This window comes from Candidatus Pelagibacter sp. HIMB1587, from assembly GCF_052047775.1.
Taxonomy (GTDB): domain Bacteria; phylum Pseudomonadota; class Alphaproteobacteria; order Pelagibacterales; family Pelagibacteraceae; genus Pelagibacter.
This window is the reverse complement of the sequence record NZ_JBNAJJ010000001.1, coordinates 649,792-664,246: the sequence shown is the minus strand read 5'-3', so window position 1 is coordinate 664,246 and position 14,455 is coordinate 649,792. Positions and strand designations below refer to the sequence as shown.

The 14,455-nt window shown below is 32.0% G+C and carries 14 protein-coding genes; 9 read left to right on the top strand and 5 right to left on the bottom strand.

The window, feature by feature from the left end; genetic code table 11:
- The first annotated feature begins 15 nt into the window (after positions 1–15).
- Positions 16–414, top strand: a complete 399-nt coding sequence (locus ACTTBE_RS03700) for a GFA family protein (RefSeq protein ID WP_440614058.1) — start codon at positions 16–18, stop codon at positions 412–414.
- A gap of 7 nt (positions 415–421) precedes the next feature.
- On the opposite strand, the gene ACTTBE_RS03695 is transcribed toward ACTTBE_RS03700, so the two are convergent.
- On the bottom strand, positions 422–1,447 hold the full coding sequence (locus ACTTBE_RS03695) for a quaternary amine ABC transporter ATP-binding protein (protein WP_440677178.1): 1,026 nt from the start codon (positions 1,445–1,447) through the stop codon (positions 422–424).
- Positions 1,448–1,567: 120 nt separating this feature from the next.
- On the opposite strand from ACTTBE_RS03695, the gene ACTTBE_RS03690 reads away from it, so the two are divergent.
- Together ACTTBE_RS03690 and ACTTBE_RS03685 are read left to right on the top strand one after the other, a co-directional pair.
- The gene (locus tag ACTTBE_RS03690; RefSeq protein ID WP_440647464.1) at positions 1,568–2,299 is read left to right on the top strand and encodes a class II aldolase/adducin family protein; all 732 of its coding nucleotides are present in this window, start codon (positions 1,568–1,570) and stop codon (positions 2,297–2,299) included.
- A complete protein-coding gene (locus tag ACTTBE_RS03685; RefSeq protein ID WP_440677177.1) occupies positions 2,299–3,438 on the top strand; it encodes a TauD/TfdA family dioxygenase in 1,140 nt (379 codons plus the stop codon). Before ACTTBE_RS03690 ends, ACTTBE_RS03685 begins: the two co-directional genes overlap by 1 nt.
- On the opposite strand, the gene ACTTBE_RS03680 is transcribed toward ACTTBE_RS03685, so the two are convergent.
- Genes ACTTBE_RS03680 through ACTTBE_RS03670 form a run of 3 tightly spaced genes read right to left on the bottom strand, consistent with a single transcriptional unit; the run spans position 3,435 to position 6,697 of the window.
- A complete protein-coding gene (locus tag ACTTBE_RS03680) occupies positions 3,435–4,865 on the bottom strand; it encodes an aldehyde dehydrogenase family protein (protein ID WP_440677176.1) in 1,431 nt (476 codons plus the stop codon). The genes ACTTBE_RS03685 and ACTTBE_RS03680 overlap by 4 nt on opposite strands.
- 21 nt (positions 4,866–4,886) lie before the next feature.
- Positions 4,887–5,828: an NAD(P)-dependent oxidoreductase gene (locus tag ACTTBE_RS03675; RefSeq protein WP_440677175.1), complete on the bottom strand. Its 942-nt coding sequence runs from the start codon at positions 5,826–5,828 to the stop codon at positions 4,887–4,889.
- Complete coding sequence (locus ACTTBE_RS03670; RefSeq protein WP_440677174.1) at positions 5,828–6,697, bottom strand: DMT family transporter; 870 nt, start codon at positions 6,695–6,697, stop codon at positions 5,828–5,830. The genes ACTTBE_RS03675 and ACTTBE_RS03670 overlap by 1 nt, the downstream gene beginning before the upstream one ends.
- Before the next feature lie 59 nt (positions 6,698–6,756).
- Here ACTTBE_RS03670 and ACTTBE_RS03665 point away from each other — a divergent pair, with 59 nt between their 5' ends.
- The 6 genes from ACTTBE_RS03665 (at position 6,757) to ACTTBE_RS03640 (ending at position 13,230) form a co-directional block, all read left to right on the top strand.
- Positions 6,757–7,503 carry a maleate cis-trans isomerase family protein gene (locus ACTTBE_RS03665; RefSeq protein ID WP_440677173.1) on the top strand — a complete coding sequence of 249 codons (747 nt, stop codon included), beginning with the start codon at positions 6,757–6,759 and terminating at the stop codon, positions 7,501–7,503.
- Entirely contained in the window at positions 7,503–8,672 is a 1,170-nt protein-coding gene (locus tag ACTTBE_RS03660; RefSeq protein WP_440677171.1) for a M24 family metallopeptidase, read from the top strand. The genes ACTTBE_RS03665 and ACTTBE_RS03660 overlap by 1 nt, the downstream gene beginning before the upstream one ends.
- Positions 8,673–8,717: 45 nt before the next feature.
- The gene (locus ACTTBE_RS03655) at positions 8,718–9,803 is read left to right on the top strand and encodes an ABC transporter ATP-binding protein (protein ID WP_440618131.1); all 1,086 of its coding nucleotides are present in this window, start codon (positions 8,718–8,720) and stop codon (positions 9,801–9,803) included.
- Positions 9,804–9,919: 116 nt separating this feature from the next.
- Positions 9,920–11,041, top strand: a complete 1,122-nt coding sequence (locus tag ACTTBE_RS03650) for an extracellular solute-binding protein (RefSeq protein ID WP_440677169.1) — start codon at positions 9,920–9,922, stop codon at positions 11,039–11,041.
- Positions 11,042–11,110: 69 nt separating this feature from the next.
- A complete protein-coding gene (locus tag ACTTBE_RS03645) occupies positions 11,111–12,373 on the top strand; it encodes an ABC transporter permease (protein WP_440677168.1) in 1,263 nt (420 codons plus the stop codon).
- A gap of 2 nt (positions 12,374–12,375) precedes the next feature.
- Positions 12,376–13,230, top strand: coding sequence for an ABC transporter permease (locus ACTTBE_RS03640; protein ID WP_440614070.1), 855 nt, complete (start codon positions 12,376–12,378; stop codon positions 13,228–13,230).
- 2 nt (positions 13,231–13,232) lie between these two features.
- On the opposite strand, the gene ACTTBE_RS03635 is transcribed toward ACTTBE_RS03640, so the two are convergent.
- Positions 13,233–14,360, bottom strand: a complete 1,128-nt coding sequence (locus ACTTBE_RS03635; RefSeq protein ID WP_440677167.1) for a thiolase family protein — start codon at positions 14,358–14,360, stop codon at positions 13,233–13,235.
- Between the last annotated feature and the right edge of the window lie 95 nt (positions 14,361–14,455).

Sequence of the window (14,455 nt, the reverse complement as noted above, 5' to 3'; positions counted from 1 at the left end):
ATATATTAAAGTTTTATGAAAAAAGTATTAACAGCTAGTTGTTTATGTAAAGGTGTAAAGTTTAAAACACTTAATAAACTTAGAAGTGTATCAAATTGCCATTGTGTTCAATGCAGAAAAACTCATGGTATATTTGGTGCCTATACAAATATTAAAGACAAAGAAATTAAATTTTTAAATAAAACTACCTTAAAGTGGTTTAAGTCGTCTAAGAATTCTAAGAGAGGTTTTTGTAATAAATGTGGAGCAAGTATATTTTTTAAAGTTGACAAATCTGACAATGTTTCAATTTCTGCAGGAATGCTTGATGGTAAAACAAAACTAAAAACTTTTAGAAATATATTTGTTGGTTCAAAGTCGGATTTTTATCAAATTAATGACAAACTTCCGAAATATAAAAGGTTTGCTAAATAATATTATTTTAAGATTTAGTTAAAGAAGATTGTAGTTCTTGATTAGTAATATAGCCCTTGATATTACCATTCTTATCAACCACTTCACAATTTGAATCTGAACAAACTATTTGAGGTAAAAATTCCTCAATAAATTGATCCTCATTTACTTTAATGACGTTTGATTTATCGATATTTTCAGACTCATTTAAATTTTTCATAATTATTTTTGCTTTGATTACTTTTGCTCTATTAACATCTTTAACAAAAGCTTTTACATAATCATCTGCAGGGTGCATTATAATTTCTTCTGGAGTTCCGACTTGTACCAATTTTCCTGAATTTAAAATTCCAATATGGTCACCTAGTCTCAATGATTCATCAAGATCATGAGTAATAAATACAATTGTTTTTTTTAATTCTGATTGAAGATCAATAAGTTGTTTTTGCATATCACTTCTTATTAGTGGATCTAGAGCACTAAAAGCTTCATCCATTAACATTATGTCTGTATCTGTTGCTAATGCTCTTGCTAAACCAACACGCTGCTGCATTCCACCAGATAATTGATTTGGATATTGATTTTCAAATCCATTTAATCCAACAGCATCAATTTTTTCCATTGAGATTTTATTTCTCTCATCTTCTGCTTTGCCTTGCATTTCCAAACCATATCCAACATTTTGTAAAACTGTTTTATGTGGGAACAAACCAAACCTTTGGAAGACCATACTCATTTTGTGTCTTCTAAACTCAATTAGCTTTTCTTTATCAAGCGACATCACATTTGTGCCCTCAACCAAAATTTCACCATCAGTTGGATCTATAAGTCTATTTAAATGTCTAATTAATGTAGATTTTCCTGAGCCCGAAAGACCCATGCAAACAAACGTTTCACCTTCTTCAATTTTAAGAGAAACATTATCTAATCCAACAGTGTGCCCAGTTTTTTCTAATATTTCATCTTTAGTTGAACCTTCCTTCACCATTGGAAGTACTGATTTTGGATTATTACCAAAGATTTTGTATACGTTGTTAATTTCGATTTTTGACATCAGTTAAGTTCTAACAGTTCATTGAGTACAATGTAAAACAATTTATATACAACTATTAATTGATTTTTATTAATTCGATTTTATTTGATTTTAGTAGTCATTTAAATAATCATTTAACTAATGACCAAATCAGATCAAGATGTTCGTTGCGAACTATCGGCTCTTTATAGAATTTTACATATGTATGGGATGACTGATTTAGCCAATCAATGTGCAGGAGCTAGATCAGCCGAGGATAAAGATTGTTCTTTTGTTCATCCTTATGGAATGTTTTATGAAGAGATTACAGCGTCATCTTTAATAAAGATTGATAAAGATGGAAGAAAGATAAATTCAGATGGACCATGGTTAAATGATGGTTGTATTAATCTTGCACAATGGATTTTTAATTCACGTTCTGATGTTAACTTTTATGTTCACGGACACGCCAACGATGTTATGGCAGTTGGAGGGACAAAAGAAGGTTTGATGTGCCTTTCACAAGCAGCAGTCTATTTAAATCATTTAATTGGATATATTGATTATGAATTTGTTGAGGATAAAGATTTTGGAAAAAAATTCGAAAACCTTATAGGTAAGCACGATATTTTAATTACAAGAAATCATGGATACTATACCGTAGGTAAAACTGCTGCAGAAGCTTTTTTTAGAGCTTATTATTTAGAGCAAGCATGTACTGTTCAAGTTAAAAATTTATCAATGGGATTAAGTAAACATGAAATAGACAAACAAAAAGCTGCTTATTTTTGGGACAATATGAGTAGTTCAGATGATTATAATTATGATGGAAAAACAGAGTGGGCTGCATTATTAAGAAAATTAGATCGTGAAAATTCAAATTATAAAAGTTGATGGAACAAAATTATAAAATTGAAAATATAACTAAAAATTCTACTAATTTAGAAGTTGATTGGAGTGATGGAAAAAAAAGTAAGTTTAATTATTTGTGGTTAAGAGATAATTGTCCTACAGCACACGATAAAGATTCTCGTCATAGAATGTTTAACATTCTCAAAGTATCTAAAGATATAAATCCTAAAAAATTTTCTTTGAACAATGATGGTAAACTCCAAATTGAGTGGAGTGAAGGAGATCATGTTAGTTATTTTGATCAAAAATGGCTGAGAGATAATTGTTATACAATTAAAAACAATTTAGAATACATATCACCCTACAAGCTTTGGGATAATTCTCTCCAGGATCACTTAAAAACTGTAGAGATTGATCATGATGAGATTATTAATTCAGATGAAGGATTAATAAAATGGTTGGAACTTTTGCATCATACTGGAATTGCAATTGTAAAAAATGCACCGACAGATGAGAACTCTGGGTTTAAAGTTTTAAATAGAATTAGTCATACTAGAGAAACTTTTTTTAAAACTCCATTTGAGGTAATTAATATTCCAAAACCAAATAATTCTGCTTACACAGCTCATGCTCTTAGAAATCATATGGATTTACCTTGGTTTGAAACACCTCCAGGATATCAATTTCTTCACTGTTTAGTTAATTCTGCAAGTGGAGGAGATTCCTCAGCTGTAGATGGATTTGCAGTAGCAGATTATTTAAGAAAAAATGAAAAGGAAATTTTTGATACACTAGTTAATGTTCACCTTAAATTTAGAGACATGGACTATACTCAAGAATCGGTAAGAAGTTATTATGCACCAGCAATTTCTTTGACTAAAGATAATGATTATCATGACATTAGATTTAGTGTTGCAACTATGGATGCCCTAGATTGCCATCCTGATTTAATGGACAAAGTTTACAAAGCTCATCATCGATTTGGAAATTTATTACACGATGATAAATTTCAAATTAAATTTAGATTAGGGCCAGGAGATATATTTACTTTCAACAATAGAAGATTGCTTCATGGGAGAACTGAATTTGATCCAAATTCAGGTCATAGGCACCTTCAAGGATATTACATGGATCGTGATGAAATTATTGGAAGATTGAGGTATTTAAGAAATTCAAATTAATTCCATCCAGTTACATTTTTTACTTCTAAAAATTCTTCCAATCCCCAAACTCCTCCTTCTCTACCATTTCCAGATTGTCTATAACCACCAAAAGGAGTTCCAACATCAGCTGCATTACCGTTTATGTAGACACATCCTGATCTTAATTTTTTTGCAACTCTATGTGCTTTTTCTTTATCATCAGTTTGAAGATAATTTCCTAAACCATAAGAAGTATCGTTTACAATTTTCACTGCTTCGTCTTCAGTATCAAACGGAATAATTGATAAAACAGGGCCAAAGATTTCTTCCTTTGCGATTCTCATCTCATTAGTAACATCTGTGAAAATAGTTGGTTTAATAAAATATCCTTTATTTAAACCATTTGGCAATTCTGGTCCTCCAGCTGCCAAAGTTGCTCCCTCAGAAATTCCACTTTCAATAAGATTTATAATTTTATCGTACTGAACTTTTGAAATTACAGGACCAATGTGATCTCCTTTTTTAGTCGCTTGATCTACTTTAATTTTGTTTGCTTCCTCAACTGCTTCTTTTACTGCTCTTTCATAAATAGATTTTTCAACCAACATTCTTGTAGGTGCATCACAAGATTGACCTGAATTACTCATTACATTTCTGATACCATCTCTTACCGCATCTTTATAACTATCAGCAAAAACAATATTTCCACCTTTGCCACCGAGTTCAAGACAAACTCTTTTAATTGTGTCAGCGGCATTTTTAGAAATTAACTTTCCAGCTCTTGTTGAGCCTGTAAAAGAAACCATATCAATATCAGGATGGCTTGAAATATCTGTTCCAACTCCAGCACCATCACCATTTACTAAATTAAAAACTCCTTTTGGAAATCCAGCTTCATGGATCATTTCAGCAAACAACATTCCCGATATAGGAGCAATTTCTGAGGGTTTTAAAATCATTGTGCAACCAGTTGCAAATGCTGGAGCAACTTTAAGAGCGATTTGATTTATTGGCCAATTCCAAGGAGTAATTAATCCACAAACTCCAATTGGTTCATAACAAATATGGTTATTTGATTTTTCATCAAAATGTTCTTCAAAGTTAAAATTTTTAAGTCTTAATATAAAATCTTCTAAATGATCTCTTCCTGATGCGGTTTGAACATCAGTCGACCAATCCATTGGAGCACCCATTTCTAATGAAATAGCTTCTGCCATTTCATTAAATCTTTTTTTATAAATAGTTAATAATTTTTCTAATAATTTAATTCGTTCTTCTTTTGAGGTTTCTTTCCAAGTTTCAAATGCTGTTTTTGCAGCTTTTACAGCTCTATTTGTATCTTCAGTGGATCCTAGAGAAATTATAGCGCAAGAATCTTCATTACATGGATTGATAACATCAAAGTCATTTTTTTTAATTGGATCTACCCATTCACCATCAATATAAAATTTTCTTTTATCTAGCATGATATTATTTTAGCATAAAATTTAGATTTCATATCCTTTTTCCTCAGGCTCATTATCAATCAATTCATCTGGAAACCCTTTAGCTCTAAAATCAATGTTATTCAAATCTTCCATTCTTTTTACAATCATAGAAGACCACGCTCTAGACCCATATTTTTTTTGTCCATCTTTAAATATTTCAACAACTTTTGGAGATATCTCTAGTGGAGCATTTAACTTCTTCGCTAGATCATCGAATAAACCTGTATCTTTTAAAACTAAATCCATTGTAAAATTTATATTATAAGATCCATTTAAAATTACCTGACTTTCTGTTTCGTGAACAAATGAATTTCCTGATGATGCAGCAATTCCTTTGAATGTTTTTTCAAGATCTAGATTAGATTTTTTAGCAACTGTCCAAGCTTCTCCTAAAGCAACCAAATGTACTGAAGCTAAATAATTTGTAATTACTTTAAGTGTACTTGCTGTACCTAATTCACCAGTATGTAAAACCTTTCTACCCATGACTGTTAAGACAGGTAAAATTTTTTCAAATGCTTTTCTCTCACCACCTACAAAAATTGCAATATTTCCTGTTGCAGCTCTATGACATCCACCACTTACAGGACCATCTAAAGGTATAGCATTTTTTGCAATTACTTTTTCCCCAATTCTCTTAACTTCAGCTTCATCGGTAGTACTCATTTCAAGCCAGATTTTATTTTCAGAAAGGCCTTGAAGCACTCCATCTTCAGCTTCCATAACTTCTGCACTTACTTTTATTGATGGTAAAGAAGTAATTATAAGATCAACTTGTTCTGTAAGTTCTTTTCCAGAGTTTGCAACTTTTGCACCAGAACTTTTAAATTGATCTGTTAAATTTTGATCTAAATCTCTTACAGTTAAATCAAATCCATTTCTCAGTAAACTTCCTGCAAGTTTAGCACCTACATTTCCTAGACCTATAAAACCTATCTTCATTATTTTACCTCTTCTTTTTTATTTTTTGTAAAAACTATCAATATGACACCAACTATTATTATTGCTCCACCAATGAATAATTCTTTTGTTGGCTCTTCTCCTAAAAGAAAGATTGCAGCCAACAATCCTGTTGGAGGAATTCCCATAGTTACAATTGGTAGAACTTTATAAATTGGATTATTTTTTATGACATAATAAAAGCAACCATATGTTACAGGCTGCATTATAAAACCAATGTAGATTGCAATAATCCAATGATCAATTTTTGCATTAGAAATATAATTTATAGTATTTCCATCAATGATTGCTGATAGTAATATTAAAATTGGACCAGAAAATAATGCCATCCAAGCAACTAATGCTAATGGGTTAATTTCTTTACTTAAAGGTTTCACCATTACTTGCCCAAGAGCCCAAATAGCAGAACCTAATATCGTCAATCCAATACCAATAATTTTTCCGTCTAAATTTGGTGAGCCAGTTAAAACATAAACACCGATAAACGCTATACCAATACCAATTAAAGCCCTAACTGTTGGTTTCTCTTTAAGCATAAAGTAAGCAAAAATAACTCCAAACGGCACCTCCATTTGTACCAACAAAACTGCTGAAGATGCATCAATCAAGTCTAAACCTGAGTAAGTAATACTGTACTGCAAAGTATTAGCTATTAAAGATGCTATGAATATTTTTAATAAATATCCTCTAGGTATTGGAAACCACCAGACTAAAATTGATGCTGCAAATACAAATCTTAAACCCATTAATAAAATTGGTGGAAAAGATTCGAATGCTGGTTTTGCAATGACAAAACCAAAGCCTAAAAAAATTGGAACCAGTGATGCAATGAAGGTATCTTTTAAATTCATTTCGTTAATTTAATATTAATGATTATTAAAGAACTTCTGATATATTCATCTTTTAAAATATGAATTCAACAAAAATAGATCCAAAATATATTAGTAAATCAAATCCAAGAGTTGGTTTAATAGCTCTTGCAAGTGATTTTATGATTGAGAGAGATTTCATCAATGTCATAAAAGACAGAGAAATTGATTTTTTTGTAAACCGTATCGAGTGTTACAATCCATTAACTCGAGAAAACCTGATTAAAATGTCTAATAAAGTAACTGAGGTTACAAAAGATATTTTACCAGATCAAGATATTGATTGTGTTGTTTATGGTTGTACCTCTGGGACCATTGCAGCTGGATATAATTCTATTGAACAAAAAGTAAAAGCAGCAAAACCAATGGCTGATGTTACAACACCAAGCACTGCAGCAATTAAAGCTTTAAAAAAATTGAATATAAAAAAAATTTCATTGTTCACACCTTATAGTAAAAAACTAAATGATGAGGTTTTAGATTATTTTAAAACAGAGGGATTTGAAATTACCTCTAATTCTTACTTTGATATCGAAGCTGATTACGACATTGGCAAAGTAGACCAAGATTATTTATATGAAGTATTATCTAAAATTGATTTAAATGGAGCAGAAGCTTTGTTTGTTTCATGTACAGCATTGCCCGTGTTGCCAATTATTGATAAACTTGAAAAAAAATTGAACACAATAGTTTTATCTAGTAATCAAGCATTAATTTGGGATACACTTGTAAAAATAAATAAAAATAACTCTGTTGAGGGATTTGGAAAACTATTTGAGGCAAACTAATGTCATTTACTAAAGAAGAATACAAACAAAGATTAAAAAAAGTTCAAAAAATGATGCAAGAAAAAGGCATCGAACTTTTAATTTCTCATGACACAAATAATTTATATTATCTAACTGGTTATGACGCCTGGTCATTCTATTATGCTCAATGTGCAATCGTTCATGTAAATGCTGATGAACCATTATGTTTTGTAAGAGCTCAGGATGCAGGTGGGGCTTATATAAAAACTTATTTGAAAGATGAAAATATTTTAGTTTATGATGAGGAGTACATTCATACTTGGCCAAAACATCCTTACGATAGATTAGTTGAAATAATTAAAGAGAGAAAATGGGACAATCTATCAATCGGGTTAGAGATGGATGCTCACTATTTTACTGCTTTTTGTTATGAAAAAATAAAACAAGGTTTGCCAAATGCCAAAATCAAAGACAGTGATCGATTGGTGAATTGGGCAAGATTTACAAAATCTGACGCAGAAATAAATTATATGAAGTCTGCAGCAAAAATTTCAGAACAAGGAATGAAAACTGCAATGGAAGTTATTAAACCTGGTGCAAGGCAGTGTGATGCAGTTGGTGAAATTCAAAAAGCACTTTTTTATGGAACAGAGGAATTTGGTGGTGAATATTCAAGTATTGCAACTCTTCTTCCAACAGGAAAAGGTACTTCTGCTTCACATTTGACTGCTACTCAAGATAAATTTGTTGATGGAGAAGCAACAATTATTGAGCTTTCTGGAGTTTATAAAAGATATCATGCGCCAATGGCTAGAACGGTATTACTTGGAAAACCCAATCAATTAAAAATTGATACGATGAATAAAACTATTGAAGCCTTAAACTCTGGTATTAGTGCAATCAAAGCAGGAAATACCGTAGATGATGTTGCTCAAGCTTTTTGGAAAATACTTGATAAATACGGTATCGAAAAAAGATCAAGAACTGGTTATTCAATAGGAATTGGTTACCCTCCTGATTGGGGAGAGCATACTCTTAATATATATAAGGGAGACAAGACAGTTCTTCAGCCTAATGTTTGTTTTCATATGATTGCTGTGATGCAGTTTGGTGACTGGGGTGTTGAGGCGTCTGAGGCTATTAGGGTTACAGAAAACGGGTCAGAGTTATTTTGTAATTTTCCAAAAGAGCTTCATATCAAGAGTTAATTTACTATTGAAATCTACTTTCACAAATGTTTAATAATCAATTTTATGTCTAAAAATCCAGAATTCGTAAAATTTGATAAAGTAGATAAAAGTTATGACGGGAAAGTACTTGTCGTTAAAGACCTACAATTAGATATTGCTGAAGGTGAATTTATAACGATGCTTGGACCATCTGGTTCAGGTAAAACAACTTGTCTAATGATGTTAGCTGGATTTGAAACTCCAACTAATGGAGAAATTTTATTAGACGGAAATATTATTTCAAACATTCCTCCTCACAAAAGAGGAATTGGAATGGTGTTCCAAAATTATGCACTGTTTCCACATATGACAGTTTATGAAAATTTAGCCTTTCCTTTAAGAGTAAGAAAAGTTGAAAAAGATGAAATTGATAAAAAAGTAGATAAAGCTTTATCGATGGTTTCTTTAAATGGATTTGAATCTAGAATGCCAGCACAACTTTCTGGAGGGCAACAACAAAGGGTTGCGGTTGCAAGAGCATTAGTATTTGATCCAGCTGTTGTCTTAATGGATGAACCACTTGGTGCATTAGATAAAAATTTAAGAGAGAGCATGCAGTATGAAATTAAACATATTCATGAAAGCATTGGTGTCACTGTTGTATATGTTACTCATGATCAAAGTGAGGCTCTTACTATGTCAAACAGAATAGCTGTATTTAATGATGGTAAAGTTCAGCAGTTATCAGATCCAGCAGAACTATATGAGAAACCAGTAAACTCTTTTGTTGCTGAATTTATTGGTGAAAATAATACATTTAATGGCGAGGTCTCTGATATAGATAAAGATAAATGTAAAGTTAAATTAGGTAATGCAGAAATATTAGCTAACCCTATTTCGGTAAAATCAAAAGGTGAAAAAACTACAGTATCTTTAAGACCAGAAAGAGCATTGATAAATCCAACTGATAAAATGGATAATATGTTCACTGGAAAAATTGAGGAAGTAATTTACCATGGTGACCACACAAGAGTTAGATTAGACTTACTTGGCAGTTCTGAGTTCATTTTAAAAGTACCAAACAGTACCTCTAACCTTGAGCTAAAAGTAAAAGAAGATATCAACATCGGTTGGAACAGTGTTGATGCTAGAGCTTTAGATCCTAAATAGTTTCTATTAAAAATTCAAAATAATATTAGATAAAATGAGCTGTTGACTTCACTTGCTCATTTTGGTGTACTTTCATTATATAAATTAATTTATATTAACGTTTAAACGGAGGAATAATGAAAAAATTAAGTAAATTATTACTTGCTCTTTCTTTTGCTCTTTCAATAACTTCATCAGCATTTGCAGTAACTGTTGCATCTTGGGGTGGAGCTTATACAGAGTCTCAAAAGTTAGGGTATGGTGATCCGACTGCGAAAGCACTTGGAGTAGAAATCAACTGGGTTGATTACTCTGGTGGTTTATCAGAAATTAAAGCGCAAAAAGAAGCAGGTGCTATTACTTGGGATATCATTGACTTATTTGCATTTGATACAATTAATGGATGTGATGAAGGTTTATTTGTTAAATTTGATTTTGACAAAGACTTCCCAGCTGCACCAGATGGAACTCCTGCAAGTGAAGACTTCTTCACAGGCATGCCTAGTGAATGTGCTGTAGGAAACATCTTGTATTCTTGGAACTATGCTTATGACACAAGAAAATTTAGTGGTTCAAAAGCTCCTACAAAAATTAAGGACTTCTTTAACACTAAAAAATTCCCAGGCAAAAGAGCAATCTACACTAGTGCTTTAACTAATTTAGAAATTGCTTTAGCTGCGGATGGTGTGAAGTTAGGTGACGGCGGAACTAGAGTTTACAGAAAACTTTTAGAAGACGGTGGAATCGACAGAGCATTAAACAAAATTAGAGAATTATGTACAGATCCAAATGGTGGATGTGTATTCTGGTCTGCAGGTGCTCAACCACCTGAATTATTAGTTGCTGGTGAAGTTGTTATGGCAACTGGTTGGAACGGAAGATTCTTCAATGCTGAAGTTGGTGAAGGTGCTCCAATTAAACAAGTATGGGATGGTCAAGGTCTTGACTACGAATACTTTGCTTTAGTTAAGGGTGGTCCAGATGAAGCGAATGCTAAAAAAGCTTTAGCTATGATGACTAACACTGAGATGTTAGCTGGTAGCGCGAAGTACATTGCATACGCTCCATGGAGAAAATCTTCTCTTGATGTAATCACTGCTGGTGAGCCATGGTACAAAGATGGCAAAACAGAAATGATGCCTCAAATGCCAACTGCTCCTGCTAACACTAAAAACTATTTCTTAGTAGACCCATTCTTCTGGGCTGACTATGGAACAGAGATTGGTGAGAAGTGGGAAGCTTTCAAAGCAGGCCTATAATTTCAGTTTTAATCACTGAATTTATATAATATATTTAGGGCGGTTATTAATTAACCGCCCTATTTTTTTATGAGCTCTGAAACAAAACAAATTTTAACAACTGACGGAATACCATTAGAAGTCAGTTTGAAGAAAGCCGAACGGAAGAATAAGATTAAAGCCTTTCTTCTAGTTGCTCCTTTATTATTATTTTTAGTAATCACTTATATATTTCCAATTGGAGAAATGTTTACGAGAAGTATTGATGACAAGATGATAACCAACATGCTTCCTAAAACATTTAAGGAAATGGAAAATTGGGATGGACAAGAACTACCTCCTGAAGAAGTTTTTTCTGCTTTTTATTATGACTACAAAGCTCTTGTTGAAAAACAAGAACACGGAAAACTTGGTCAAAGATTAAATAAAGAAAAAAATGGTTTTAATTCAACAACCAAAAGATTGTTTAGAAATATTAAAAGAAAAAAGATAGACGAAAACGCTAGTTTCAAAGAACAGATGATTAAGGTTCATAAAAATTGGGGAAAAGTTGAGTACTGGCAAGCTATAAAAAGGACAGCACCACCATATACATTAGCTAAATATCTAAAAGGTATGGATATGTATTATGCTGCTGATGGAAGTATCGCTCAAGTAGATGAAGATAGACGAATTCATAGAATTTTATGGTTAAGAACGCTTGAAATTGCATTTTTTGTAACCCTATTTTGCTTTGCAATGGGTTATCCTATTGCTCATTTATTAGCTACATTGCCAATGAAGTACTCAAATCTATTAATGATTTGTGTTCTTCTCCCATTTTGGACTTCATTATTGGTCAGAACTGCAAGTTGGATGATTTTATTACAACAACAAGGAGTCGTTAATGACTTCTTTGTGATGATAGGATTAGTTGCTGACGATAACAGGCCTGAAATGATGTACAATAAAGTTGGAACATATGTGGCGATGACACAAATATTATTACCATTTATGGTTCTTCCACTTTACAGTGTTATGAAAACAATTTCTCCAAGCTTAATGAGAGCTGGAAAATCTTTAGGAGGAACACCTTTTGTTGCATTTTGGAAAGTTTATTTCCCATTAACTATTCCAGGTATAGGAGCGGGATGTTTATTAGTATTTATATTGGCAATTGGATATTACATTACTCCAGCATTAGTAGGAGGCGCCTCTGGAACATTGATAAGTAACCAGATTGCATACCATATGAAAACAACTTTAGACTGGAGCTTTGCATCTGCAATGGGATTGATGTTGTTAACTGGAGTTTTAGTTGTGTATTGGATTTATAACAAATTAGTTGGAGTTGATAATATTAAATTAGGATAAAGATGGCATTACCAAGTTATACAGAAACTCGTTATAGAATTTGGCATTATGTTTATTTAGCTATTTGTGCATTTGTGTTTTTCTTTTTAGTTGCGCCTTTATTCGTAATATTTCCATTATCATTTAATGCTGAAGAATTTTTAGTTTTTTCTGAAGGAATGAAAAATCTTGATCCTGATGCCTTTTCTCTAAGATGGTATAAAGATATGGTCTATGGAACTAAAAACCCATGGGGACTAGCTGCAAAAAATAGTTTTATAATTGCAATATTTGCAACGATAGGATCGATAATACTTGGTACATTGGCTGCATTAGGTTTAAGCAGTAGGCACATGCCTTATAAGGGAATTATAATGGCTACTTTAATTTCACCAATGATTGTTCCGTTAATTATATCAGGTGTTGCAATATTCTTTTTCATGGCAAAAGTTGGTTTAGCAGCAACACATACAGGAATAGTTTTTGCTCATATAATCCTAGGAACTCCATTTGTTGTAATTACTGTAACAGCAACATTATCAGGATTTGATCATAGTGTAACAAGAGCTGCTGCTAGCTTAGGTAGTAACCCTGTAAACACTTTTATGAAAATTACTCTTCCATTGATATTACCAGGTGTAATTTCAGGAGGTTTATTTGCATTTGTAACTTCATTTGATGAAGTGGTTGTAGTTTTATTTCTTGCTGGTTTAGAAAATACTACAATTCCAGTACAAATGTGGACTGGTTTAAGAGAGCAGCTTAGTCCAACAATTTTAGCTGTTGCAACATGTTTAATTATTCTTTCAACTTTAATTTTAATTAGTGCAGAATTATTAAGAAGAAGATCTGAAAGATTAAGAGGAATTAATAGATAAAATTAAATTGCTTCAATTATTGTTGCAATTCCCATTCCTAAACCAATACATTGAGTGGCAAGAGCGTATTTTTTATTTTCTCTTTTTAAAAGTTGTGCAGCTTTTCCTGTTATCCTAGCACCTGTCGCTCCCAAAGGATGTCCTAGTGCAATTGCACCACCATCTAAATTTACTTTATTAATATCTATTTCTAAATCTTTGATACAAGCTAGTGATTGAGATGCGAAAGCTTCATTTAACTCCACAATATCAATGTCTTTTATTGAAATTTTAGCTCTATCCAAAGCTTTTTTAGTTGCTGAAATTGGTCCTAAGCCCATATAGTTTGGATCACATCCTTCAACAGCAGTGGATTTTATTCTACCAAGAATTTCTAAATCATTCTCTTTAGCAAAATTTTCTTCACATATCAGTGTTGCAGCAGCTCCATCAGTTAGAGGAGATGAAGTTGCAGCTGTTACCGTTCCATTTTGATCAAATACTAACTTTAAACTATCTAGTTTTTCCATTGTGCTATTAGGTCTAATATTTTCATCAGTCTCACAATCACCTATCTTAGTAATTTCATCTTTAAATTTATTTTTTTGTTGGGCTTCATTTGCTTTTCTATGACTTTCTAAAGAGAACTCTTGTTGCTCTGTTCTTGAAATATTATATTTTTTTGCAACATTCTCAGCAGTAATTCCCATTGATAAATATAAATGTGGATTTTGTTTTTCTTCATTAGAATAAGGGTAGGGTAAAGGATCAAAGCCAGTTCTAACTCTTGTCATGCTTTCAACACCTCCACAAATAAATATCTTGCCTGACCCCATTGCTATTTTTCCTGCAGCAATATGAATTGCCTCCATTGAAGATCCACACCATCTATCTACAGACATACCAGGAACTCTCATATCTAGATCTGATAAAAAAGTTACTAATCTTCCAATATTAAAGCATTGTTCACCAACCTGAAAAGCGCAACCAATAACAACATCATCAATTTCTTTTGGATTAATTTTTGATTGTGAAACAAGATTTTTTATTACTTCAGCTAGCAGATTAACTGGTTTTACATCTATTAATTTTCCTTTATTTGCCATTGCAAAAGGTGATCTGGAGTAACCAGCTATTACTGAATTATACATTTTTCTCTTTAATATTGTGTTAATTTATATAGCTTATCATTTTAATTAATCAGGAAATTTGTCTTATTTCAAGTTTTTGATTAATTCAATAAAAG

Excerpts from the sequence above, each read along its gene's own strand:
- ACTTBE_RS03640 (WP_440614070.1), top strand. The coding sequence starts at position 12,376 with ATGGCATTACCAAGTTATACAGAAACTCGTTATAGAATTTGGCATTAT.
- ACTTBE_RS03685 (WP_440677177.1), top strand. The coding sequence starts at position 2,299 with ATGGAACAAAATTATAAAATTGAAAATATAACTAAAAATTCTACTAAT.
- ACTTBE_RS03680 (WP_440677176.1), bottom strand. The coding sequence starts at position 4,865 with ATGCTAGATAAAAGAAAATTTTATATTGATGGTGAATGGGTAGATCCA.
- ACTTBE_RS03675 (WP_440677175.1), bottom strand. The coding sequence starts at position 5,828 with ATGAAGATAGGTTTTATAGGTCTAGGAAATGTAGGTGCTAAACTTGCA.
- ACTTBE_RS03635 (WP_440677167.1), bottom strand. The coding sequence starts at position 14,360 with ATGTATAATTCAGTAATAGCTGGTTACTCCAGATCACCTTTTGCAATG.
- ACTTBE_RS03670 (WP_440677174.1), bottom strand. The coding sequence starts at position 6,697 with ATGAATTTAAAAGATACCTTCATTGCATCACTGGTTCCAATTTTTTTA.
- ACTTBE_RS03645 (WP_440677168.1), top strand. The coding sequence starts at position 11,111 with ATGAGCTCTGAAACAAAACAAATTTTAACAACTGACGGAATACCATTA.
- ACTTBE_RS03655 (WP_440618131.1), top strand. The coding sequence starts at position 8,718 with ATGTCTAAAAATCCAGAATTCGTAAAATTTGATAAAGTAGATAAAAGT.
- ACTTBE_RS03650 (WP_440677169.1), top strand. The coding sequence starts at position 9,920 with ATGAAAAAATTAAGTAAATTATTACTTGCTCTTTCTTTTGCTCTTTCA.
- ACTTBE_RS03700 (WP_440614058.1), top strand. The coding sequence starts at position 16 with ATGAAAAAAGTATTAACAGCTAGTTGTTTATGTAAAGGTGTAAAGTTT.
- ACTTBE_RS03690 (WP_440647464.1), top strand. The coding sequence starts at position 1,568 with ATGACCAAATCAGATCAAGATGTTCGTTGCGAACTATCGGCTCTTTAT.
- ACTTBE_RS03665 (WP_440677173.1), top strand. The coding sequence starts at position 6,757 with ATGAATTCAACAAAAATAGATCCAAAATATATTAGTAAATCAAATCCA.
- ACTTBE_RS03660 (WP_440677171.1), top strand. The coding sequence starts at position 7,503 with ATGTCATTTACTAAAGAAGAATACAAACAAAGATTAAAAAAAGTTCAA.
- ACTTBE_RS03695 (WP_440677178.1), bottom strand. The coding sequence starts at position 1,447 with ATGTCAAAAATCGAAATTAACAACGTATACAAAATCTTTGGTAATAAT.